We start from the raw sequence: 23,509 nt of genomic DNA, 5'->3' as shown, positions 1-23,509 counted from the left end.
GGTTTACTGTTCAGCTGAGTGCTTCTGCTGATCTGGCCGTCATTTTCTTTTGACCGCCGCAAAGCTGCATGGTTATCAGCAGTCGCATCACCTCCGGTGTAACCTCCCACGAATGACAGAGTGCCAGCGGTTTGAAGATAAACCGACAGCCTACTTACTTCTGAAGGTTCCCAGCACGCACGGCCAGGTCGGACTCTTCCGGCAGGACCGAACCCTTTCCGACCAGAATGTATGACGGCGGCGGGGCTAACCAAACGCGGTCCACTTCAGAGTTGGACCGCCCGACGAGGGGGAAGGATCCTTCGTGACTGAAACCACTGACCTGTTATCAGGTGTGGACACATCAAACGCCGGCACAGCCGACGCTCCCGCTTCCAAAAGCTCCGGCCTTGCCGGGCTGAAGCTCGCCCAGCTCCAGGCTCTCGCCGGTCAGTTGGGCATCACCGGCGGTTCCAGGATGCGCAAAGGCGACCTGGTATCGGCCATCTCAGATCATCAGCGTGGTTCTGCGGTAGCGGATCGTCCCAAGGACGCCGCCCCGACAGAGGGGAACGGTGCCGCACAATCGGAAGCCAGCCAGTCAAACGGCTCCGCCCGGTCTTCGCGCCGTTCATCCAGCCGTGCCACCAGCAGCGACGCTGACACTGCAGCCGAGCCGGCACAGGATAGCGACGGCGCTGCAGCAGAGCAGACGGAGCGTCCATCGCGCACCCGGAACCGGAACCGGCGTGCCGGATCTGACGGAGTCGTGAGCCTGCCCGCCGCCGAGGCAACCCAGGCTGATGCGGCTGCCGCCTCAACCGGCGACGATGCGCAGACCGCAGACGGCTCCAACAGCCGTGACAACGGCGGCCGTGACACCAACGGCCGTGAGAACACTGGCCGCGATAGCGGTGGCGAACGAGGCCGTGGCCGCGCTCCCCGGGAAAACCGGCGTGGACGTCGCGGCGAAGAGCGAACCGACAGCACCACGACCGAGTCTTCCGAGACGTCGTCGTCGGATGATTCCTCGCGAGGAACTGACCGGAACAGCACTGACCGTAACAACGCTGACCGGAACAATGCTGACCGGAACAATGCTGACCGGAGCGCCCAGGGCACCGGAGAGTCGAATGACTCCAACGACCAGAACGAGTCGAACGGCCGCACTGACCGTGGCGGACGCAACCGCAACGATAACCGGAACGACAACCGGAACGACGGCAACGACAACCGGACCAACAACCGGAATGACGGCAACGAGAACCGGGAAGACGACGGGCGTGGGCGCAACCGCAACCGCCGCAACCGGAACTCCCGCGATGACAGCGGAAACGATCGCAACAACAACGATCGCGGTAACAGTAATGACCGCGGTAACAGCAATGATCGTGGCAACGATCGCGGCAACCGCTTCCGCGACCGCAACGACCGGAACGATCGTCGTCGGAACCGCAACCAGAACCCCGAGGTCGACGACGTCGAGGTCACCGAGGACGACGTCCTGCTGCCTGTCGCGGGCATCCTGGACGTCCTGGAAAACTACGCGTTCGTGCGGACCTCCGGCTACCTGCCCGGTCCCAACGACGTCTATGTTTCCCTCGCCCAGGTCAAGAAGCACAACCTGCGCAAGGGCGACGCAGTGGTGGGTGCCATCCGCGCCCCCCGCGACGGCGAGAACCAGAACAACACCCGGCAGAAGTTCAATGCGCTGATCCGCGTGACCTCGGTCAACGGCAAGCCAGCCGAGGAACTCAAGGACCGCGTCGAGTTCGCCAAGCTGGTGCCGCTGTACCCGACCGAACGCCTGCGTCTCGAGACCGAGGCCAAGAAGATCGGCCCCCGCGTCATCGACCTGGTTGCGCCCATCGGTAAGGGCCAGCGTGGCTTGATCGTTTCCCCGCCCAAGGCGGGCAAGACGCTCATCCTGCAGGCTATCGCCAACGCGATCACCATCAACAATCCCGAGGTTCACCTCATGATGGTGTTGGTCGACGAACGGCCCGAGGAAGTCACCGATATGCAGCGCACGGTGAAGGGTGAGGTCATTGCCTCGACCTTCGACCGTCCTGCCGATGACCACACCACCGTCGCCGAACTCTCGATCGAGCGCGCCAAGCGCCTGGTCGAGATGGGAATGGACGTTGTGGTGCTCCTCGACTCCATGACCCGCCTGGGCCGTGCCTACAACCTGGCTGCGCCAGCCTCGGGACGTATCCTCTCCGGTGGCGTCGACTCGGCAGCGCTCTACCCGCCGAAGCGTTTCTTCGGTGCCGCGCGCAATATCGAGAACGGTGGCTCGCTCACCATTCTCGCGACTGCACTCGTGGAGACCGGATCCAAGATGGACGAGGTCATCTTCGAGGAGTTCAAGGGCACCGGCAACATGGAACTGCGCCTGTCCCGGAACCTCGCTGACAAGCGGATCTTCCCAGCGGTGGACGTCAACGCGTCCGGTACCCGTCGCGAAGAGAAGCTGCTGTCCCCGGACGAGGTCAAGATCATGTGGAAGCTGCGCCGGGTCCTTTCCGGACTGGGCGAACAGCAGTCACTTGAATTGCTGACCAACAAGATCCGGGAGACGCAGTCGAACGTCGAGTTCCTGATGCAGGTCCAGAAGACCACATTGGGTTCCAAGAACGACGACGACTAGCAAGCTACCCGCCGCCCACGCCCTACCGGTTCGCCGGACGGTGCGTGGGCGGCTGTGCTTAACCAACCGAGTCAACAGAAATGACGGGTAAACCGCCCGAAATGGGTTATATCTGTTGAATGGAATCCGTTCGAAAGAGGAATTGCCCAGATGTTTGAGTCGATCCAGAACCTGCTCGATGAGCACGCCGAGCTGCAGCTACGGCTCTCCGACCCGGCAGTGCACTCCGACCAGGTGCTGGCCCGCAAGCTTGGCCGCAGGTACGCCGAGCTGAGCGGTATTGTCGACGCGCACACCAAGTGGGAAGCGCTCAAGGACGACCTTGAGGCAGCTCAGGAGATGGCTGACGACCCCGAGTTCGCCGCTGAAGTTCCGGTCCTTGAGGAACAGCTCGCCGCCGCCCAGGAACGGCTCCGCCGTCTGCTGATCCCGCGAGACCCGAACGACAGCCGCGACGTCATCATCGAGGTCAAGGGTGGTGAAGGCGGCGACGAGGCAGCCCTGTTCGCCGGCGACCTGCTGCGCATGTACACCCGGTACGCCGAGACGCGTGGCTGGAAGACCGAGATCATTTCTGCCAACGAATCCGACCTCGGCGGGTACAAGGATGTCCAGATGGCGATCAAAAGCTCCTCCAACGAGCCGGGGGAGGGTGTCTACGCCCGCCTCAAGTTCGAAGGCGGCGTGCACCGGGTCCAGCGGGTCCCGGTCACCGAATCGCAGGGCCGGATCCACACCTCGGCGGCAGGAGTGCTCATCCTGCCCGAAGTGGATGAGCCAGAGGAAGTGGAGATCAGCCAGAACGATCTCAAGATCGACGTCTACCGTTCCTCCGGACCGGGCGGCCAGTCGGTGAACACCACCGACTCGGCTGTGCGCATCACCCACCTCCCCACCGGCATCGTGGTGGCCATGCAGAACGAGAAGTCGCAACTGCAGAACCGTGAGGCAGGCATGCGGGTGCTCCGGTCCCGTATCCTCGCCCACCAGCAGGCGCAGATCGACGCCGCGAACTCGGATATCCGCAAATCGCAGATCCGCACCATGGACCGCTCCGAGCGCATCCGCACCTACAACTACCCCGAGAACCGCATCGCTGACCACCGCACCGGTTACAAGGCCTACAACCTCGACGCGGTGATGAACGGCGACCTTGAAGCGGTGGTCCAGGCGGGCATCGAAATGGATGAACAGTCCCGGCTGGACGCGATTGGCGAGGACGACTGAACGTCCGCTGAATCATGAACGAACAACCCCGCTCCGATGAGTCGCTCGACGCCGCCCTGGTGCGGGCCACCGGTCTTCTGAACGACGCCGGCGTGCCCAGTCCCAGCGTCGATGCTCATCTGTTGGCCTCTCATTTGCTGGGGGAGCCAGTGGGGCGGGTGAAGACCCTTGCGCTGCTGGGCGCGACGGCGCCGGCCGGGTTTTTTGAGCTGGTGGCGGAGCGTGAGCGACGGGTGCCGCTGCAGCACATTACCGGCGTCGCGTATTTCCGCCGGGTGGAGCTGGCAGTGGGCCCCGGGGCGTTTATTCCGCGCCCGGAAACCGAATCGGTGGCGCAGCTCGCCATTGATCACGCCTTGACGCTGACCCGGCCCAGGGTGGTTGACCTGGGCACCGGGAGCGGTGCGATCGCCGCCGCCATCGCCGACGAAGTGCCTGGCGCCGACGTGTACGCGGTGGAGTTCAGCCCACTGGCGTATGCCTGGGCGGAACGCAATGTGGTGAGCCGGGGTGTGACGCTGATCCTTGGTGACCTGCGGGATGCGCTGGGGGAAGAAGACGGTAGCTTCGATGTGGTGGTGTCCAATCCGCCCTATATTCCGTCGGCAGCGGTTCCCCGGGAACCCGAAGTGGCGGACCACGACCCGCAGATCGCACTGTACGGTGGCGGCGCTGATGGCCTCGAGCTCCCCAAAGCGGCGGCGCTCAGCGCTGCCCGGCTGCTCGTCCCTGGCGGCTACTTCGTGATGGAACACGCCGAGGTCCAGGCACCCGCGATTGCCGCTCTTCTGACAGCAGACCTGAACTGGACCGCGGTTCAGACCCACCAGGACCTCACCGGACGCGACCGCTCCACGTCGGCTGTGCGTAGCCACCCTGCCCATCCCCACGCACCAGTGAAAGAATAATTCTGTGACCACCAGCTATGACTGCTCCGACCCCGCCCAGCGCAGCGACGGTTTAGCCCACGCCCAACGCGCCATCGCGGCCAACCAGTGTGTGGTGGTGCCCACCGACACCGTCTATGGCATTGCCGCCGATGCCTTCTCGCCGCAGGCAGTTGCCACCTTGCTGGCGTCCAAGGGGCGGGGGAGAAGCATGCCGCCTCCCGTCCTGATTCCCCGCGTACAGACGATGGATGGCCTTGCCGCCGAGATTCATCCGGACGCGAGAAAGCTGGCCGAGGCATTCTGGCCCGGCGGTCTGACCCTGATCTTCCGCGCGCAGCCGTCACTGACCTGGGACCTGGGCGACACTCTCGGCACCGTGGCACTGCGGGTGCCCGATGATCGGGTGGTCCTGGACCTGCTGGCCTTGACAGGTCCGCTGGCTGTCTCCTCAGCCAACCGCACGGGAGCGCCGGCCGCAACCACCGCCGCGGACGCCTTCGATCAGCTGGCGGGCTCCGTCCAGGTGTATCTGGAGGGCGGCCCGCGCAGCGCCACCGCCTCAACCATCATTGATGCGACGGGTGATGAACTGCGCCTGGTCCGTGCAGGCAGCATCAGCCTGGACCAGCTACAGGTCGTGGTGCCGGCACTCAAAGACCCGGCTGAGGCTACCGATTCGCCGGAGACTGCCGGCCCGAGCGACCCTGCCGGCCCGACCGGCCCTGACGACGCCGGGACGCCGCACTCTCCAACACCCCGCTGACACGTTGCTCGACCCGGATGCCCTGGGCTGCCGCCCAACCGGGCTCCTGGGCCTGGCCAAACCACATCAGCTCCACCCGGCGCAGGCTGCCGTGGAGCCGTTCGCCGGCAAGTTTCGATACCGCGTAGCCGGCGCGCAGCAGGACGCGGCACAGCCGTCGCGGCAGCACGATGGGCGTACCACCCGCAGCCTCCAGGACAGAGCGGACGGACATCCCCTCGCTCGGCTGGAGGACGACCAACGGGACCGGTCCCTCAAAGGTGCCCACCTTGACGACAAAATCGGCCAGTGATTCGACGGACGTGACCGGCGTCGCGGCAGTACCAGGGGCTGCAACGGAAGCCAGTGGTGAGGCAGCCAACCGGGCGAGCGCCGTCGTCGTCGGCCGGTTGGCACCCTGAACCGAGGTGGCGCGGACGATGACAATGCGTGAGGCGGACGCCGCCGCCTGAAGAGCCTGCTCGCCGAGGGCCTTGCTCCGGGAATAGGCCGAAAAAGGGGCGAGGTCCAGGGACTCGTCCAGTTGGTCCCGCTGCCCCTGGACGGCAGCACTGCTGAGGTGGATTAGACGATCGACCCCGGCCGCTGCACAGGCCTGCGCAAGGATTGTTGGCAGCAGGGCATTCGCTCCACGCAGTTCGGGGGTATCACCGCTGCGGGGTGCGGCCAGGCCTGCTGCGTTCACCACCACCGAAACCCCTGCCAGCGTGGCAGTGAGCCCGGCGAGGGTCGGATGGGTGGATCCCTCGGCAGCAAGCTCGGCCACCGTCGTCGCCTCGCTGCTGAGTCTGGGCGCCGGAGCGCCAGCCACGTCGAGGCCCGCGGCCTCGGCGGCCTGCAGGATCGCCGATCCGACAAAGCCGGTGGCGCCGAGAATCAGCCAGGACATGGTCAGCGGGTTTCCTTCACGTGGGCGGTTCGGTCGGGGTCGACCGGCGGCATTGGCTGCCACTCGGGGTCCCTGAGGATACCCCGCGATTCGATCCAGCCCCGCCACAGGGGAGCGAGACCGGACAGGGAGTGCTCGACAGCCACCAGCCGGAGCACCTCCTTGGCCGCAGTCAGGAGGGTTCCCAGGCCAAACCCCCAACGGTTGAACCTGCCATTGACGCGCAGGTACCGCGCCAGGTGGCCACGGTTCCGCATGCCGCAGTAGCGGCCCAGGTCGTTGGAATCATTCAGGTGGCGCACGCCAAGGTCGATCTGCTTCTGCGGTCTGGCCTTCTTCAGGACATATTCATTGATATAGGCGACCGGTTCGGACTGGGCGATCAGCCAACCGTAGGTGGTGTCGTCTCCGTTGAGGAAAAACCGTGGATCCGGTAGCCCAACGCGGCGCACCACATCGGCGTGCACCAGCATCCCCTCGAAACACCCAACATTGGTGTGGAACACCGGACGGTGCCTGAACACGTTGCCGCGGACCGGGAAGTGCACGCCAAGGAACGCATTGAAGTGGTGCTGCCAGAAAAACGGCTTGCCGGAGTGGTCGAAGCGGCGGCCGTGAAGGCACCGATAGGTTCCCATCCAGGGCTGAAACGCGGCGATCGCACCAGGCAGGGCTTCGACGTCGTCGTCCATCAGCCACAGCCATTCGGCACCCTCGGCGAGGGCCCGCTCAGCCCCAACCGAGAAACCACCGGACCCGCCAACGTTTTTCCGCAACCGATGATGGATCAACGGCATGGGAAGGTTCGCGGATGCGATCACCTCGTCGGTGTTGTCAGTGCTCGCATTATTGACGACGATGACGCTGCTCGGTGCGGGATCCAGGCGTGCGATCGTTTCCAGCAGGACGCGCAGGTAACCGGCGCGGTTGAAGGTGGTGACAACCACCGTCACCGCCGTGGCGGAGGAAGCCACCTCAGTAGCCCTGATCCGACGGTGGCCCGAAGCCACGCCCGCGGACACCGGTGGAATAGGCCTTGAACCACTCAGCGAATCCTCGGAGGTCGCGGTGCTTCAGGAAATATAGCGGGTACCCCACCCCATCAGCGACCAGCGATTTGACCCGCAGATACCGGCGGGTGAGGTACCCGCGGTTGCGGTAATAGAAGTAGCGTTTGAAGGCGGTCTCGGGCACCAGGACATGCAGCCGGTCACCGAGTACCTGCTGCGTCTCGGCCCACCCGGGAGGATGGCTGAGGGCGACTGTCGTCACGGTGCCGAAGGGGATCCCGGCCCGACGAAGGCGGAGCATGAAGTCAGTCTCATCACCGCGGATGAACAGTCGCAGGTCGGGGAGCCCCACCCTGAAAAACACGTCAGTACGAATCAGCGCACCATTGAAAAACTGGCCAACATCCTTGATGATCCCCAGCTTCTCGACCTCGGCCCGGTCATGCACCGATCGCCCCGCCACCCGGAACGGGAAGGACAGCCTGGTCGGTTCGCCGGGTGCCACAATCAAGGGCACGACGACGTCGAGTCCCTCGGCTTTGGCGGCCGCCAATAGAGTCCCAAGCGCCTCGGGGTCCTCGGGGTGGGCGTCGTCGTCCATGATCCAGACCCACTCGGCACCACTGGCCATGGCGGAGAGGATCGCCAGGGAAAAACCACCGGCGCCGCCCAGGTTGCTCAGGGAACGGGTGTAGTTCACAGGTGCATCGGATTCGCGGGCAATGCCTTCGATATCCTGCGTCCCGGAATCGACCAATGCAACCGATGTGAGCGGCACACTCTGTTGGGACAACGCCAGCAGGAGGGTACGGAGGTCGTCGGGGCGGTCAAAAGTTACTGCCGCAACGGCCACGGTATCCTGCAAAACAGTCCTTTCCGGTCCACTCACAACACGCCTCGAAGGCGGTCAGGGCCGGGTAGTGCGGTTAGTATTCTCGGGTAGAGAGAGTCTATTACACCAGCACGGGCTGAGATTCTGCCGTGAGGACTCTCAGCGCACGTTTGAACATTCGCCGAGCCGTTGTTAGGAACCATGAAACTCGCTGACAGCGTGGATCCAGCCCGGGACGGGTCCGGACACCGCACCACGCCCCGATCGGAGAAGCCAGCAATCTGGCTCTGGTCACAGTATATTTTCGACTCAGTCGCCTGGATTGTCGCAATTCTTCTGGCCCTGGTGCTTCGGTATGAACTGCTGATCAACCAGATCAATATGACCGGGGTAGTCGTGTTCTGCGCTGTGGCGCTTGTCGCCCAGCTCGCGGTCGGCCTGAGTTTTGCCCTGTACCGGGGCCGGTACAGCTTCGGCAGCTTCCACGAAGCCAAGCTGCTGGTCATCGTGACCGTCATCGTGTCGGTGATCCTCCTGCTGGTCAGTGTGGTGTTCTTCTCCATTATTGAGATCCCCCGCAGTATCGGCATCATTGCTTTCCCCTTCGCCTGCATGTTCATGGCGTCGACCCGCTATCTCAAGCGCATGTTCGTGGAGAGCAAAGCCAAACCCGGCGAAGACGCACAGCGGACCCTGATCTACGGCGCAGGGTTCCTCGGCGGGTCCCTTGTCGGCCGGATGATCCAGGACCGCGAATCCCCGTATTTCCCGGTGGGCCTGATCGACGACGACCCGGCGAAGAAGCATCTCAGGCTGGCGACGGTGCCTGTACTGGGTCGGCTGGAAGACCTCCCCGGCATCATCGCCCGCACCCGCGCCTCAGTCCTGGTGATCGCCTTCGCTGATGTCGAGGCGGCGCAGGTGCGCAAGGTGTCGGATCTGGTGGCTGGGATGAATATCAAGGTTCTGGTCCTCCCACCGCTGCGCGACATGCTGGCCTCCGGAGGATCCGGTGCTGGATTCTCCGATTTCCGGGAAGTTGCGGTCGAAGACCTGATCGGCCGTCGGCCCGTGGATATCCATGCAGATGAGGTGGCAGGTTACATCACGGGGCAAAAGATTCTGGTCACCGGAGCGGGCGGGTCTATCGGGTCCGAACTGTGCCGTCAACTCGCGCAGTTCAGCCCAGCCGAACTGATCATGTTGGACCGCGACGAAACCGGGCTGCAAACCACCCAGCTGTCGATGACGGGCCGCGGCCTGCTCACCGGCAGAGACACGGTACTGGCCGATATCCGCGACGCGGATACGCTGCTCGGGATTTTCGAGGAGCGCCGGCCCGAGGTGGTGTTCCACGCAGCAGCGCTCAAACATGTGTCACTGCTGGAGCAGTACCCGGAGGAAGCCTGGAAGACCAACGTGCTGGGCACGCAGAATGTGCTCAATGCGGCCAAGGCAGCGGGGGTGAAGCACTTTGTCAACATCTCGACCGACAAAGCCGCGAACCCCACAAGTGTGCTCGGACATTCCAAACGGGTCGCCGAGAAGCTCACCGCCTGGCAGGCCAGCCAGACCGCAAACAGCTACGTGTCAGTCCGGTTCGGAAATGTCATTGGGAGCAGAGGTTCGATGCTGCCCCTCTTTACCGAGCAGATCAGGGTCGGTGGACCGATCACTGTGACTGACCCGGAGGTCACCCGCTTTTTCATGACCATCCCTGAGGCATGTCAGCTGGTCATCCAGGCCGGGGCGATCGGACGCCCAGGCGAGGTACTCATTCTGGATATGGGCGAGGCAGTCAAAATTCTCGACGTCGCCCAGCGAATGATTGCCATGTCCGGGAAGGACATCGAAGTGGTATTCACCGGGCTGAGACCGGGGGAGAAGCTGCATGAGGAACTGGTGGGGTTCGGCGAAGACGGCGCGCGGCCCCTGCATCCCAAGATTTCCCACACGTCAGTGTCAACACTGGACCCGGTGCATCTGAACCTGGTCGACTGGAAGCGCAAGGGCGGAATCGAAGGTGTATAGCGTGCAGCTGGCGGTGGTGGTCGGGGCCGCCCTAGTGCTCAGTGCAGTGTTGCCTTTTGTCCTCAAACCCCTGCTGGAAAAGCTGGGCGTGCTGGACATCCCCAATGAACGCTCCTCCCACACCACAGTGGTCATTCGGGGGGTGGGTATCACCGTTGCGGTGGGAATCGCGGCGGGTCTGATCCTTTCTCTTGTTACCGGCCTGGTAGCTGTTGACCGGTCGCTGATCCTGATTATCCTGGGGATGCTTTCGGCAGCGGCGCTGCTCGGCTGGGTCGAAGACTACCGCGGCATCTCGATCCAGGTGCGTGCGGTGCTGCAGCTGGCGATCGGCGCGCTGGGCACAGCAGCCCTGGCGTGGACCATTGGCCAAAGCTTCTGGTGGGTGCCCGTCGGCGCACTGGCGGTGGCGGCCTACGTCAACGCAGCCAACTTTATGGACGGAATCAACGGGATCTCCGGCCTGCACGGGGTAGCAGTCGGAGTGTTCTACGCCGTGGCCGGAGTCCTCAACAGCCAGCTGTGGCTGGTCGTCGCAGGCCTGGTCGTCGCGGCAGCATTCGCCGGGTTCCTGCCCTGGAATCTGGGCAGGGGATTTGTCTTCCTCGGCGACGTCGGGAGCTATCTGCTCGGCGCATCGATCGCAGCCATTGCGGTGACAGGCCTGCTCGCGGGCGTGTACCTCGAGTATCTGCTCTCGCCGGTGCTGATCTACCTTGCTGACACCTTTACTACGTTCCTGCGCCGGGTCCGGGCCGGTGACCGTTGGTACGCCTCCCACCGGGAGCATGTCTACCAACGCCTCACCGATGTGGGTCTGACCCATGTGCAGGCGGCGCTGGTCGTCACCGGCGCATCGGTGCTTACCGGAGCCGCCGGATTTGTTGCCGCGACGGCATCGCCGCTCGGAGCGGTCGCCTTCTCGCTCCTCGCCGCAGCAGTAGTGACCCTTTATCTGTATTCCCCGCGAATCTTTGCCGGACGGGCGCGGGCCACCCGCGTACCGTAGGTTCCCACCTCTTCAGCCAGCACGGAGCGATTTCTATGTACGGTAGAATTGAACCGCAGTCCGCGGCATTCATCCCGTGGCCTGAGTCGGGGACTTCCCTCACATCGAATCTACGGATGGATTCCCTATGAGCACACCTGACGCCTCGGGCGTCGGTGCCCGTCGAGGCACTGCCCATCCCGCCGCTGATCCTTCGGGATCCCTGTGGTTGGGAATTCTGAAAAAATGCGTTCTGGTCACTACCTCAGCCATTGCTGTGACTGCTGCGGTCGCGGCTTTCGTCACTGGCCCGGGCGCTGCCTTGAGCGCGCTGTTCGGGTTCGCGGTCGTCGTCGCTTTCTTCGGCATCAGCCTCGCGGTCGGTCACTTCGCCGGCCGCAACAACCCCTCAGGCGCGATCGGCCTCTTCGCCGTAACCTATGCCATCAAGGTCGTCGGGTTCGCGGTTGTCCTCTTCGTGTTCGGCACTCCACCCTGGCTTGAGGCGAACTGGTTCTTCGGGGGAGCGGTGGGAACTGTGATCCTGTGGCAGACGGTGGAGCTCTACGTCTTCTCCAAGGCCCGGCACCAGCTCTACAACGACCCCGCGCCGACAGCGCCGGTACCAGGAAATGAGTTCGACCGTGGCTGAAACCCATCCTCAGGACCCCCAGCAGGGCGCCTCCCGAGCCGACGCCAGCGACGACGTCAGAGGCCCCTACGGCGAGGGCGGATACAACGCTGGGATAGCAGTCTTTAGCTATATTATTGGCGGGATACTCGTCTGGAGTTTGATAGGGTGGGGGCTGGACAACCTCCTGGGAACACAATGGATAGTGCTCGTTGGAGGTCTCTTGGGTGCAGTCGGGGGTTTCTACCTCTCCCATATGCATAACCTCACCCGCGCTACACCAGCTGATCCCGGTTCGACGCCGCGGGACAGTGGCGGGAAGGCTGGGGAGAACCCTAAGTGAATGTCGAAAACTTAATGTGTCGGAGCAGTAAATCCATGCCCGATCAGAACCTGCCCAACGATGGACACTGCAGAGAGGAAACGCGTTGATCGCGCTTGCGCTCCCGGCCACTACAACGGATGAGGGTTTCATAGCCCCCACAATTGACGACACCCACTACCGGGATATTTTCCCGTGGGGCGGTGAATACGGCGTCTGGTTCGAGGGTGGCTTCGGCAAGCAGATGCTGATGATCATCCTGTCAGTCATCTTTATTGCCATCTTCTTCATCATTGCCTCCCGCAAGGGAAAGCTGGTCCCCGGCAAAATGCAGTTCCTGGGGGAGTCCGCTTACGGATTCGTCAGGAACTCCATCGGTAAGGACATTATCGGCGGCAAGGACTTCATGAAGTATGTGCCGTGGCTCTTCACCGCATTCTTCTTCGTCCTCGTGAACAACATTTTCGGCGCCATTCCGTTCCTTCAGCTGCCGAGCTTCTCCCATCCAGGTAGCGCCTACGCCATTGCGGCGATTTTCTACCTCCTCTGGGTTGGCATTGGTATCAAGAAGCACGGACTGCGTTACTTCAAACTGGCAGTTGTCCCGTCAGGAGTTCCCTGGTACATCCTGCCGATCGTGGTACCCATCGAGATCATCTCGAACTTCCTCGTCCGGCCGGTGACCCACTCACTCCGACTCTTCGCCACAATGCTGGCAGGTCACCTCATCATCACCCTGGCCGGTTCGGCCATTGAATACATGGTGCTGACGGGAAACATCCTGCTGCAGGGTACGAGCGTGCTGGTACTCGTGGGAGCCGTCTCCATGTACATGCTTGAGGTGCTGATCATGATCCTCCAGGCGTACGTGTTCACACTGCTGGCAGCCATCTACATCGAAGGCGCACTCCACGCCGACGCTCACTAGTCCTCACGACTAGCCTAAATTTCACGACTAACACATACAGACTTCCCCGTCGGGGATGATCCCAAACAACCTGTCGCAGCAAGCGGCATCTTGAAAGGAACACAATGGAAGTACAGGGTAGCCTCAACCTCGTTGGATACGGTCTCTCCGCAATTGGTGGTGGTATCGGTGTAGGACTCGTCTTCGCCGCATACATCAACGGTGTAGCGCGTCAGCCAGAAGCCCAGCGGGTCCTCCAGCCCATCGCCTTCCTCGGACTGGCATTGACTGAAGCACTCGCCATCCTCGGCTTGGTCTTCGCGTTCGTTATCGGCGCGTAATTACGCGTCCGCTACGGTCCATAGACTAGCTAAAGAAAGACGGGTGAAACATGCTTAACGCAGCGATAATGGCGGCAGAAGAGGGCACAAGTCCTCTGGTCCCGAATCTGTGGGAACTGCTCGTTACGTTGGTGGGCTTCGCGGTGCTGATGTTCATCGTCATCAAGTTCGTGATGCCGGCGTTTGAGAAGACGTTCGCAGAGCGGACTGCAGCCATCGAAGGTGGCATTGCCAAGGCTGAAGCAGCACAGGCTGAAGCAAACGCAGCGCTTGACGAATACAAGCAGCAGCTGGTGGATGCACGCACTGAAGCCAACCGCATCCGTGAGGAAGCACGCGCCGAAGGTGCGCAGATCCTCGCGGAACTGAAGGAAAAGGCCGGGGCTGAGTCAGCTCGTATCACCGAGCAGGCACACGTCCAGATTGAAGCAGAACGTCAGGCAGCTGTTGTGTCACTGCGCGCCGAAGTTGGCACGCTGGCAACCGACCTCGCCAGCCGCATCGTCGGGGAGTCGCTCTCTGATGATCAGCGGTCCGCGCGGGTAGTCGATCGCTTCCTGGCCGACCTCGAAACTCAGAGCGCAGGTGCATCGAAGTAATGGCAGGTGTATCCAGCCAGTCCCTGGCAACGGCACTCAAAGATCTAGAAACCCGTCTGCCCGGCGCAACGCTGTCGCTCGCCGAGGAACTCTTCGGGGTCCTCGACATGCTCGACAACAACGCCGGTCTCCGTCGTGCGCTGACCGATCCTTCCCGCGAAGGCAGGGATAAAGCCGCACTGGTTTCGACCCTGGTAGCTGGCAAGGTCTCGGAGCAGACAGCGTCGGTGGTCAGGGATCTGGTCTCCATGCGCTGGGCAGTGGCCCGCGATCTCGGGGACGCGCTGGAAACCCTCGGCGCAACCGCTGCAATTGCTGTAGCGGAGAACCGGGACAATGGTGCAACGAGTCTTGAGGGTCTGGAAAACGACCTTTTCGACTTCATCAGGACCGTTGAATCAAGCCACGAATTGCAGCGTGCTCTGTCCGAGCGGCAGGCAACCGTCGACGCAAGGGTAAACCTCGCGTTGAAACTGGTGCCACACGCCGGAGCCGAAGCGCAGCTGTTGGTGCGTCAGGCAGTTCAGGCGCCCCGCGGCATCAAGCCCACTCACTTGGTGAAGCGGTTCGTAGAGCTCGTGGCCAAACGGCACGACCGCTGGATTGCGAACGTCAGCGTTACCCGTCCGCTGACCGATGAACAGTTCGCACGGTTGCAGCAGGGCCTCAATTCCCTGTTCGGTCGCGAGCTCAGGACCAATGTCACAGTGGAGCCGTCGCTAATCGGCGGGGTCCGCGTCCAGGTTGGCGATGAAGTGGTTGACTCCACGGTAATCGCCAGGCTGTCTGAACTGCGGCGAAAGCTAGCGGTGTAGGCCGGGCAACCGTCCTATCCCAGACACACAACAGACTTCAATCACACACCGGTCGCCGTGAAGCAGCGGCGATCACAACACAGGAGAGCAGGGACTGCAGATGGCCGAATTGACCATCAACGCCGAAGACGTCCGTAATGCGTTGAACGAGTTTGCGGCATCCTACGAGCCCGGCAACGCCGAACGCGTTGAAGTAGGCCGCGTAAGTACCGCCAGCGATGGCATCGCCAAGGTAGAGGGTCTGCCTTCGGTGATGGCCAATGAATTGCTGCGTTTCGAAGATGGCACTCTGGGCCTCGCCCAGAACCTCGACACCCGTGAAATCGGCGTCGTCGTCCTCGGTGATTTCACCGGCATCGAAGAAGGTCAGGAAGTCCACCGCACTGGGGAAATCCTCTCCGTGCCAGTGGGCGACGCCTTCCTTGGCCGAGTGGTTGACCCCTTGGGACAGCCCATCGACGATCTCGGCGAGATCAAGGCTGAAGCACGCCGCGCACTGGAGCTTCAGGCTCCCGGCGTGACCGAGCGTAAGTCGGTGCACGAACCCATGCAGACCGGTCTCAAGGCGATCGACGCCATGATCCCGATCGGCCGGGGCCAACGCCAGCTGATCATCGGTGACCGCCAGACCGGTAAGACCGCCATCGCGGTAGACACCATCATCAACCAGAAGGCCAACTGGGAATCCGGCGATGTCAAGAAGCAGGTTCGCTGCATCTACGTCGCAATTGGACAGAAGGCCTCCACCATTGCTGCGGTACGCCAGACCCTGGAAGACAAGGGCGCCCTGGAGTACACGACGATCGTTGCATCACCTGCCTCCGATCCTTCAGGCTTCAAGTACCTGGCCCCCTATGCAGGTTCGGCCATTGGCCAGCACTGGATGTATGCCGGCAAGCACGTACTGGTGATCTTCGATGACCTTTCCAAGCAGGCTGAAGCCTACCGCGCGGTGTCGCTGTTGCTGCGTCGTCCACCGGGACGCGAAGCCTACCCGGGCGACGTGTTCTACTTGCACTCCCGTCTGCTTGAGCGTTGCGCGAAGCTCTCCGACGAGCTCGGAGCGGGTTCGATGACCGGTCTGCCGATCGTCGAGACCAAAGCCAACGATGTCTCGGCGTTCATTCCGACCAACGTCATCTCGATCACCGATGGGCAGATCTTCCTGCAGTCGGACCTCTTCAACGCCAACCAGCGTCCAGCAGTGGATGTCGGCGTCTCGGTGTCACGGGTGGGTGGTTCAGCACAGGTCAAGGCCATGAAGAAGGTCTCGGGCACGTTGAAGCTGGACCTCGCGCAGTACCGGGACATGCAGGCGTTCGCCATGTTCGCCTCGGACCTGGATGCAGCATCGCGTCAGCAGCTGACCCGTGGGGCGCGCCTGATGGAACTGCTCAAGCAGGGCCAGTATGCACCGTTCCCCGTAGAGGATCAGGTTGTTTCGATCTGGGCCGGCACCAACGGCTACCTCGACGACGTACCGGTTGAGGACGTCCGCAAGTTCGAAGGCCAGTTCCTCGAGCACCTGCGGCACAAGTCGTCGGTCCTGACCACTCTGGCCGAGACCAACCTCCTTGAGGACTCCACCGTTGACGAGCTGAAGAAGCAGATCGACGACTTCAAGCAGGGATTCTTCGGCGAAGGCCACGATGGTCTGGTAGCCGGTCACGAAGAGTACAGCGCCCTCTCCGAGGACGAGGTCGACCAGGAGAAGATCGTCAAGCAGAAGCGCTAGGGAAACCGGTGCCGGGGTGCGTCAAGCGCCCCGGCACCACCCCCGGCCTTAGCCGTAATCCCCAGGTGGACTACGAAGGAAAGGACATGTATGGGAGCCCAGATCCGGGTCTACCGCCAGAAGATCACGTCGACCACGTCGATGAGGAAGATCTTCAAGGCGATGGAGCTGATCGCGACTTCTCGCATCGGCAAAGCAAGGGCACGAGTTTCCTCGTCCCTGCCCTACGCCAATGCGATCACCCGTGCCGTCTCAGCAGTGGCATCGCAGTCAGAGATCGATCACCCGCTTACCACCGAGCCGGAGCAGATTCGGCGATCGGCGGTTCTAGTGATGACCTCAGACCGCGGACTCGCAGGATCCTACTCAGCGAGCGTGCTGAAGCAGGCCGAATCACTGATCGAGCTGCTTCGGGAGGAAGGCAAGGAAGTCAAAACCTACCTTGTCGGTCGGAAGGCGCAGGCCTACTTCGACTTCCGCGACCGCAAATTCGAGAACGTGTGGATCGGCGGTACTGACGCGCCGGATTTCGAAACGGCACGCGAGATCGGCAAAGCACTGCTCGCCGAGTTCGGTACGGACTTCGAGGACGGCGGCGTCGACGAGATCCACGTGGTTTACACCCGCTTCAAGTCAATGGTGTTGCAGGAACCTACGGTAATCCGCCTGCTTCCCCTTGAGGTCGTTGAAGAGGAAGCAGCGTCCGAGTCGGATCTGTTGCCGCTCTACGAGTACGAGCCGGAGCCCGAAATGGTTCTGGACGCACTGCTTCCCCGCTACATCGAGTCGCGGATCTTCGCGGCCTTGTTGCAGGCCGCAGCGAGCGAACTCGCCGCTCGTCAGCGGGCAATGAAGTCCGCAGGCGACAACGCAACGGACCTGATCAAGAAGTACACCCGGCTCCGCAACACTGCGCGCCAGGCGGAGATCACCCAGGAACTGTCGGAGATTGTGGCAGGTGCGGACGCGCTCAGCGCATCCTGACTTCGCCCCGATCGACCAGTTCCAGAACCTGCTCCACCCTAGTTAGACTTAGCCCCACGCCATCTACGTAAGTGAAGTGAGAGAGATGACTGCCCAGACTATTGAGCACGGTAGTGACTCAGTTGCATCCGGCGGCACAGGTCGAATCGCCCGTGTCATTGGCCCGGTTGTCGACGTCGAGTTCCCGGCTGACGCCATTCCCGCAATCTACAACGCGCTGACCACTGAGATCACTCTCAATGGTGAGACGCACATGATCACCTTCGAGACCTCACAGCACCTCGGTGACAACCTGGTGCGTGCAATCTCGCTCCAGGCCACCGACGGTCTGGTCCGGGGAACCGTTGTCCACGACACCGGCAGCGCCATCTCGGTACCTGTTGGCGACGTCGTCAAGGGTCACATCTTCAACGTTCTGGGCAAGCCCCTCGACGTCGAGGAGTCTCAGCTGGAGATCACCGAACGGTGGCCCATCCACCGCAAGCCGCCGGCATTCGCCCAGCTTGAGGGTTCCACCGAGATGTTGGAAACCGGCATCAAGAGCATCGACCTGCTCACCCCGTACATCAAGGGTGGCAAGATTGGCCTCTTCGGTGGCGCCGGTGTTGGCAAGACGGTGCTGATCCAGGAAATGATTACCCGTGTGGCCCGTAACTTCGGTGGCACGTCGGTGTTCGCTGGTGTTGGCGAGCGTACCCGTGAAGGTAACGACCTCTGGGTAGAAATGGAAGAAGCAGGGGTCCTCAAGGACACCGCGCTGGTCTTCGGCCAGATGGATGAGCCACCAGGAACGCGCCTCCGGGTTGCCCTGTCAGCCCTGACCATGGCTGAGTACTTCAGGGACGTCCAGAAACAGGACGTGCTGTTGTTTGTTGACAACATCTTCCGCTTCACCCAGGCCGGTTCCGAGGTGTCGACCCTGCTGGGCCGGATGCCTTCCGCGGTGGGCTACCAGCCAAACCTTGCTGACGAGATGGGTCTCCTCCAGGAGCGCATCACCTCAACCAAGGGCCACTCGATCACGTCGATGCAGGCTGTGTACGTGCCTGCGGATGACTACACCGACCCGGCACCAGCTGCGACCTTCGCGCACCTCGACGCGACCACGGAGCTGTCGCGTGAGATCGCGTCCCGCGGTCTGTACCCGGCGATCGACCCGCTGACATCGACCTCGCGGATCCTCGATCCCCAGTACATTGGCCACGATCACTACAACACTGCGGTGCGCGTCAAGCAGATCCTTCAGAAGAACAAGGAACTGCAGGACATCATCGCTATCCTCGGTGTTGACGAACTGTCCGAGGAAGACAAGATTGTTGTCTCCCGGGCCCGCCGTATCCAGCAGTTCCTGTCGCAGAACACCTACACGGCGAAGCAGTTCACCGGTGTTGAGGGTTCCACCGTCAGCATCAAGGACACCATCGAAGGCTTCAACGCCATCGCCAACGGCGACCTTGACCACATTGCTGAGCAGGCGTTCTTCAACATTGGCGGTCTTGACGACGTCGAGCGCCAGTGGGCCAAGATCCAAGAGCAGACCGGAAAGTAGCTCTCATGGCTGAACTCGAAGTAGAAATCGTCGCGGCGGATCACTTTGTGTGGTCCGGCGCGGCGACCATGGTCAGGGCGCGCACCAGCGATGGCGAGATTGGCATCCTGCCTGGGCACGCTCCGATGCTCGCCATCCTGGCTGAAGGCGAAATGGCAATTGAACCTGTCTCCGGCGAACGACTGCTGGTTTCGGTTGACGGTGGTTTCTTCTCCGTCGACAGCAACCGGGTAGTAATCGTGGCCGACAACGCGAAGATCGGCGGCCCAGTGTCCGCGGAGACTCGCTGACAGATTCGGCGATGGACGGTCTCGGTATAGCGTTCATCACGCTCGCAGCGGTGTTCCTGCTGCTGGTGCTTGCCATTCTGGCCTTCGGTCTGCGACGCCTACAGCTCCGCGGGGCGCTAGGCACCTTCGACGCCTCCATCTGCTTCCCTCCCGAGGGATGGCGGATGGGGGTTTGTCGTTATACGGACCGTCACCTGGAATGGCTCAGGATGGCGTCCCTGAGCCCGCGGCCCCGCTACCGCTACCTGCGCAGTTCCCTGGAGCTCAAGGGATGGCGACAGCCAACCGAGGCTGAAAAGAGAAGGATTCAGCCCGGGGCGGTGGTGGTATGTCTGGACTATGAGGGTCAGGAATTGCTGTTGGCCATGAAGTTCGATGTATACGCCGGACTGTCATCCTGGCTTGAAGCGGGACCGGTTGTCGGGATCGGTACCTGGCGCTAGCGCTTCCTTTGAATAGCGTTTAACCACTGGGGACCTCCACGCAGCTGCGTGGAGGTCCCCAGTGGTTAAAGCACTTGCTGTCTAGCGGACAGCTTTGTCGCTAGAGGGCGGTAACCCCGGTAGCCTGGGGGCCCTTGGCGCCCTGACCGATTTCGAACTGAACACGCTGGTTCTCGTCGAGGGTCTTGAAGCCACCGGTCTGGATCTCCGAGTAATGTACAAAGACATCGCCGTCGGAGTCATCCGGGGTGATGAAGCCGAAGCCCTTTTCAGCGTTGAACCATTTCACAGTTCCCTGTGCCATTTGTTTCTCCTCCATAATGAAATGTTCTGACCCACACACTGCATGTGAACCCGGAGTCACTTCACGGAAACAACCTATCGGCACCCGAGATACACGGTTCCGTTTCGGATGTCACACGCTCGCAACATTGTCTTGCGAGCATGCTAAAACACGTACACAAAGACTGGAACAAGCATCACATAACGGCTAGTGCTGGTCAACGGAATTTCAACCATTGTTCGGTAAATTTATCGTCTCGAACAGAGCAAAAGTATTGGTCCGATCGCCTAGAGCGGAGCCAGCCAGACGCCTTCGCGAAGCACCGCCAGCAGGTGCAGGTCGGGGGAGACCACCACTGCGTCCGCCCGCAGCCCGAGGCGAAGACTGCCGAGCTCATCGGCAAGACCGAGCACATTGGCCGGTACGACTGTCGCCGACGTGATGGCGTCGAGGAGCGGTACCCCGGCGGCGACGGTCCGGCGCACCACATCGAGGAGCACTGCGGTGCCACCAGCGAGGGATCCGGTGCGATCAAGGGTGGCAACACCGTCGGTGACCGTGACCGCCGACGATCCGAGGTGATACGCGCCGTCGGGGAGCCCGGTGGCCGCCATGGAGTCGGTGACCAAAGTGATGTTTTCGGCGCCAACCAGTTCGAAGACGGTGAGAACGGTCTGAGGGTCGAGGTGGGCGTTGTCGGCGATCAGCTCGACGACGGCGTTGCCCGCCTTCGCGATCCTCAGGCAGGCGGCAACCGGCCCGGGGGAGCGGTGATGCAGGGGCGGCATTCCGTTGAAAAGATGGGTGACGGTGGGGCGTCCGGTGTACCCGTCGAATCCAGTGGAGTCCATCTCCTCCCATGCCAGTGCGAGGGAAGCGGCTGCGGTTGAGGTATCACAGTCGGTGTGCCCGAGCGAGGGGGTGATGCCGTGGGTGGTCAGCTCATCGATCAGGGCGTCCGCGCCGGGAAGCTCCGGGGCATAGGTCATCGTCTTCATCCGCCCCTGAGCCGCATCGATCAGCGCCGCCACATACTCCGGGGTGGGGGCGACAATGTGGTCGGGATTCTGGGCGCCGCAGCGAACCGTGGAGACAAACGGGCCTTCGGCGTGGATACCGGCAATCAAACCCTCTTCGGCCAGCTCCGCCAGAACTGAGAGTGCCCTCAACAGGTCGGCGGGGGGCGCCGTCATCGTACTGGCGAGGGATGTTGTGGTTCCGCTCCGTTGCAGGAAGTCAATCGCCATCCGGGCCTGGGTTGCATCGCCGCTGGTGAAGTCTCCACCGTTGGCGCCATGGCAGTGGGTATCGACGAGGCCGGGGAGAACGAGGCTTCCTGGTGGGAAGGTCCGCTCGGGCTCAGAGTCGCCGCCGCGGAACCCAGCCGCCGGTCCGGCGTAAGCGATGCGGTCACCGTCGTAGGCGAGGACACCGTCATCAATGATGCCCGACTCAGTGGCGATGCGTCCGCGGAGGTAGTTCACGGGTGAAGTTCCTGAATTTTCGCTGCTGGCCATACCCCGATTCTATGTGCAGCGGACCAATATGGCCTGGGCACAGCAGGGTCGGGGAATAGGGGGCTGGACTTCCCTGTTCCATCAGCCATGAAAGCAATCGTCTACTCCAGCACTGGAGCATCCTCAGTTCTCTCCCTCGCTGACCTTGAGGTCTCCGCCCCCGGTCCCGGCGAGGTACGGGTTCGGGTTGTTGCCTCCGGCGTCAACCCGACCGACTGGAAGGCCCGCGCCGCGGGTGATCTCGCCTTCCCCGAGGTGGTTCCGAACCAGGACGGCGCCGGACTGGTCGACGCCGTCGGCGAGGGAGTCACCGCTCTGAAGGCCGGCGACCGGGTGTGGATCTACCTTGCTGCCCACGGCCGCCCGACCGGAACCGCCCAGGAATTCGCTGTGCTCCCGGCAGACCGTGTTGTTCAGCTTCCTGAAGGCGTCAGCTTCGAGGTCGCCGCCAGCCTGGGCGTTCCGGCGATGACGGCTCACCGTGCACTGACAGTTCATGAGAACGGTCCGGCCCGGCTTGCACCGGAGGCCCTGGCTGGCCGGATCGTCCTTGTCCAGGGTGGTGCCGGGGCTGTTGGTCACGCAGCGATTCAGCTTGCGGTCTGGGCTGGTGCAACGGTCATTGCGACGGTCAGCAGCGAAGCGAAAGCCGGGCTGGCCCGCGCCGCTGGGGCCCAGCACGTGGTGCGCTACCCGGATGACTCGATGGCCGACCGTATCCTCGACATCGCGCCCGACGGCGTCGATCACGTGGTCGAGGTTGCTCCCGGTCAGAACGCCCTGCTTGACGTCGAGGTAATCGCCAACCACGGCAGCATCGCCTACTACGCGAATAACAACGGGGATAGTTTCACGGCTCCGATCGTCCCGAGCTTCGCGAAGAACGTTCGGTGGCAGGGGCTGCTCCTCTACACGGTGGGAACCGAGGCGCTCCACGCAGCCGCCGAGGACATCACCGTTGCCCTCCGCGCGGGCGCGCTGCCCGTTGGAGAGTCCGCAGGGCTTCCCATCACTTGGTTCGCCCTTGAGGACACGGCCGCCGCCCACGACGCCGTCGAGAATGGTGTCACCGGCAAGGTGCTGATCCGCGTGGCCGAGGCCTAGAAGAGGCGCGACTCGACGTCGTCGACGCCACGCATCATGTCGTAGTCGAGTACCAGGCAGTCGATACCCCGGTCCAGTGCGAGGACCCGGGCCTGCGGCTTGATCTGTTGGGCAGCGAAGATCCCTCGGACCGGTGCCATCAGGGGGTCCCGGTTGAGGAGCTCAAGGTAGCGGGTCAGTTGCTCGACGCCGTCAATGTCGCCGCGGCGCTTGAGCTCGATGGCTACTGTGGCACCGGCAGCATCACGGGCCAGGATGTCAACCGGTCCGATGGCGGTCATGTACTCCCTGCGGATCAGGGTGAAACCAGTTCCGGCCAGGTGGATCTGTTCGGCGAGTAGCCGTTGGAGGTCCGCTTCGACTCCGTCCTTGACCAGACCGGGGTCAACACCCAGATCATGGGAAGACTCATGGAACAGTTCGTGGATGTTAATGACCAGCCGGTCATCGCTCTTGGCATGCTGAACGTTCCACACCTCGGTGACGCCCAGTTCAGTGTCGGCCTCCTCGGGAGTGGAGATCCGCAGCGAGGCTGGCGGGCTCATCCAGTTGAGCGGCTTATAGGAACCACCATCGGAATGCACCAACACCGACCCATCGGCCTTCACCATCAGCAGCCGGGTGGCGAGGGGCAAATGGGCGCGGAGGCGCCCGATGTAATCGACTGAGCACTGGGCTATGACTAAACGCACGAAAGCCTTCCAGGGAACTTGTGTGGTGGGGAGTA

The 23,509-nt window shown here is 62.5% G+C and carries 24 protein-coding genes; 18 read left to right on the top strand and 6 right to left on the bottom strand.

Annotated features, from left to right (window positions below; genetic code table 11):
- Nucleotides 1–304 precede the first annotated feature (304 nt).
- From rho to ACX80T_RS11705, 4 genes are all read left to right on the top strand, one after another.
- Entirely contained in the window at nucleotides 305–2,632 is a 2,328-nt protein-coding gene (rho, locus tag ACX80T_RS11720; RefSeq protein ID WP_459304496.1) for a transcription termination factor Rho, read from the top strand.
- Nucleotides 2,633–2,782: 150 nt separating this feature from the next.
- Complete coding sequence (gene prfA / locus ACX80T_RS11715) at nucleotides 2,783–3,859, top strand: peptide chain release factor 1 (protein WP_019483132.1); 1,077 nt, start codon at nucleotides 2,783–2,785, stop codon at nucleotides 3,857–3,859.
- A gap of 14 nt (nucleotides 3,860–3,873) precedes the next feature.
- On the top strand, nucleotides 3,874–4,767 hold the full coding sequence (gene prmC / locus ACX80T_RS11710) for a peptide chain release factor N(5)-glutamine methyltransferase (protein WP_459304494.1): 894 nt from the start codon (nucleotides 3,874–3,876) through the stop codon (nucleotides 4,765–4,767).
- Between the two features lie 4 nt (nucleotides 4,768–4,771).
- The gene (locus ACX80T_RS11705) at nucleotides 4,772–5,512 is read left to right on the top strand and encodes an L-threonylcarbamoyladenylate synthase (protein ID WP_019483134.1); all 741 of its coding nucleotides are present in this window, start codon (nucleotides 4,772–4,774) and stop codon (nucleotides 5,510–5,512) included.
- On the opposite strand, the gene ACX80T_RS11700 is transcribed toward ACX80T_RS11705, so the two are convergent.
- The 3 genes from ACX80T_RS11700 to ACX80T_RS11690 are packed head-to-tail and all read right to left on the bottom strand — an operon-like array spanning nucleotide 5,418 to nucleotide 8,276.
- Entirely contained in the window at nucleotides 5,418–6,401 is a 984-nt protein-coding gene (locus tag ACX80T_RS11700; RefSeq protein ID WP_459304493.1) for an NAD-dependent epimerase/dehydratase family protein, read from the bottom strand. The two genes, ACX80T_RS11705 and ACX80T_RS11700, sit on opposite strands and share 95 nt — an antisense overlap.
- A 2-nt stretch (nucleotides 6,402–6,403) precedes the next feature.
- Entirely contained in the window at nucleotides 6,404–7,375 is a 972-nt protein-coding gene (locus tag ACX80T_RS11695; protein ID WP_459304492.1) for a glycosyltransferase, read from the bottom strand.
- 1 nt (nucleotide 7,376) lies between these two features.
- Nucleotides 7,377–8,276, bottom strand: coding sequence for a glycosyltransferase (locus tag ACX80T_RS11690; RefSeq protein WP_459304491.1), 900 nt, complete (start codon nucleotides 8,274–8,276; stop codon nucleotides 7,377–7,379).
- A 168-nt stretch (nucleotides 8,277–8,444) separates the two neighbouring features.
- Between ACX80T_RS11690 and ACX80T_RS11685 the strand changes: the two genes are divergently transcribed.
- From ACX80T_RS11685 to ACX80T_RS11625, 13 genes are all read left to right on the top strand, one after another.
- Nucleotides 8,445–10,274, top strand: a complete 1,830-nt coding sequence (locus ACX80T_RS11685) for a polysaccharide biosynthesis protein (RefSeq protein WP_459304490.1) — start codon at nucleotides 8,445–8,447, stop codon at nucleotides 10,272–10,274.
- Nucleotide 10,275: 1 nt separating this feature from the next.
- Complete coding sequence (locus tag ACX80T_RS11680; protein WP_459304489.1) at nucleotides 10,276–11,283, top strand: MraY family glycosyltransferase; 1,008 nt, start codon at nucleotides 10,276–10,278, stop codon at nucleotides 11,281–11,283.
- 127 nt (nucleotides 11,284–11,410) lie between these two features.
- A complete protein-coding gene (locus ACX80T_RS11675) occupies nucleotides 11,411–11,914 on the top strand; it encodes a hypothetical protein (RefSeq protein ID WP_019481295.1) in 504 nt (167 codons plus the stop codon).
- Nucleotides 11,907–12,236 (top strand): hypothetical protein, encoded by a 330-nt coding sequence (locus ACX80T_RS11670; RefSeq protein ID WP_019481294.1) that lies wholly within the window; start codon nucleotides 11,907–11,909, stop codon nucleotides 12,234–12,236. Before ACX80T_RS11675 ends, ACX80T_RS11670 begins: the two co-directional genes overlap by 8 nt.
- Before the next feature lie 85 nt (nucleotides 12,237–12,321).
- Nucleotides 12,322–13,143, top strand: a complete 822-nt coding sequence (gene atpB / locus ACX80T_RS11665; protein ID WP_019481293.1) for a F0F1 ATP synthase subunit A — start codon at nucleotides 12,322–12,324, stop codon at nucleotides 13,141–13,143.
- Nucleotides 13,144–13,247: 104 nt separating this feature from the next.
- Nucleotides 13,248–13,463 carry an ATP synthase F0 subunit C gene (locus ACX80T_RS11660; protein ID WP_019481292.1) on the top strand — a complete coding sequence of 72 codons (216 nt, stop codon included), beginning with the start codon at nucleotides 13,248–13,250 and terminating at the stop codon, nucleotides 13,461–13,463.
- A 50-nt stretch (nucleotides 13,464–13,513) separates the two neighbouring features.
- Nucleotides 13,514–14,062: a F0F1 ATP synthase subunit B gene (locus tag ACX80T_RS11655; RefSeq protein ID WP_024475444.1), complete on the top strand. Its 549-nt coding sequence runs from the start codon at nucleotides 13,514–13,516 to the stop codon at nucleotides 14,060–14,062.
- Nucleotides 14,062–14,877, top strand: coding sequence for a F0F1 ATP synthase subunit delta (locus ACX80T_RS11650; protein WP_019481290.1), 816 nt, complete (start codon nucleotides 14,062–14,064; stop codon nucleotides 14,875–14,877). Before ACX80T_RS11655 ends, ACX80T_RS11650 begins: the two co-directional genes overlap by 1 nt.
- A 100-nt stretch (nucleotides 14,878–14,977) precedes the next feature.
- A complete protein-coding gene (atpA, locus tag ACX80T_RS11645) occupies nucleotides 14,978–16,612 on the top strand; it encodes a F0F1 ATP synthase subunit alpha (protein WP_019481289.1) in 1,635 nt (544 codons plus the stop codon).
- 90 nt (nucleotides 16,613–16,702) lie between these two features.
- A complete protein-coding gene (locus tag ACX80T_RS11640; protein ID WP_459304488.1) occupies nucleotides 16,703–17,596 on the top strand; it encodes a F0F1 ATP synthase subunit gamma in 894 nt (297 codons plus the stop codon).
- Nucleotides 17,597–17,681: 85 nt separating this feature from the next.
- Nucleotides 17,682–19,145: a F0F1 ATP synthase subunit beta gene (atpD, locus tag ACX80T_RS11635; RefSeq protein WP_019481287.1), complete on the top strand. Its 1,464-nt coding sequence runs from the start codon at nucleotides 17,682–17,684 to the stop codon at nucleotides 19,143–19,145.
- 5 nt (nucleotides 19,146–19,150) lie between these two features.
- Nucleotides 19,151–19,435: a F0F1 ATP synthase subunit epsilon gene (locus ACX80T_RS11630; protein WP_019481286.1), complete on the top strand. Its 285-nt coding sequence runs from the start codon at nucleotides 19,151–19,153 to the stop codon at nucleotides 19,433–19,435.
- A gap of 11 nt (nucleotides 19,436–19,446) precedes the next feature.
- A complete protein-coding gene (locus tag ACX80T_RS11625) occupies nucleotides 19,447–19,878 on the top strand; it encodes a DUF2550 domain-containing protein (RefSeq protein ID WP_019481285.1) in 432 nt (143 codons plus the stop codon).
- A 100-nt stretch (nucleotides 19,879–19,978) separates the two neighbouring features.
- Here the strand turns inward: ACX80T_RS11625 and ACX80T_RS11620 are convergent, their stop codons facing one another.
- Both ACX80T_RS11620 and ACX80T_RS11615 read right to left on the bottom strand, forming a co-directional pair.
- A complete protein-coding gene (locus ACX80T_RS11620) occupies nucleotides 19,979–20,182 on the bottom strand; it encodes a cold-shock protein (protein ID WP_019481284.1) in 204 nt (67 codons plus the stop codon).
- Between the two features lie 266 nt (nucleotides 20,183–20,448).
- Nucleotides 20,449–21,678, bottom strand: coding sequence for an N-acetylglucosamine-6-phosphate deacetylase (locus tag ACX80T_RS11615; protein WP_019481185.1), 1,230 nt, complete (start codon nucleotides 21,676–21,678; stop codon nucleotides 20,449–20,451).
- Between the two features lie 87 nt (nucleotides 21,679–21,765).
- Here ACX80T_RS11615 and ACX80T_RS11610 point away from each other — a divergent pair, with 87 nt between their 5' ends.
- Nucleotides 21,766–22,782, top strand: a complete 1,017-nt coding sequence (locus ACX80T_RS11610; protein WP_459304487.1) for an NADPH:quinone reductase — start codon at nucleotides 21,766–21,768, stop codon at nucleotides 22,780–22,782.
- Here the strand turns inward: ACX80T_RS11610 and nucS are convergent.
- On the bottom strand, nucleotides 22,779–23,474 hold the full coding sequence (nucS, locus tag ACX80T_RS11605) for an endonuclease NucS (protein WP_459304486.1): 696 nt from the start codon (nucleotides 23,472–23,474) through the stop codon (nucleotides 22,779–22,781). The genes ACX80T_RS11610 and nucS overlap by 4 nt on opposite strands.
- Nucleotides 23,475–23,509 lie beyond the last annotated feature (35 nt).

This window comes from Arthrobacter sp. Sr33 (assembly GCF_054511195.1).
This window is presented reverse-complemented; position numbering and strand designations above follow the sequence as displayed.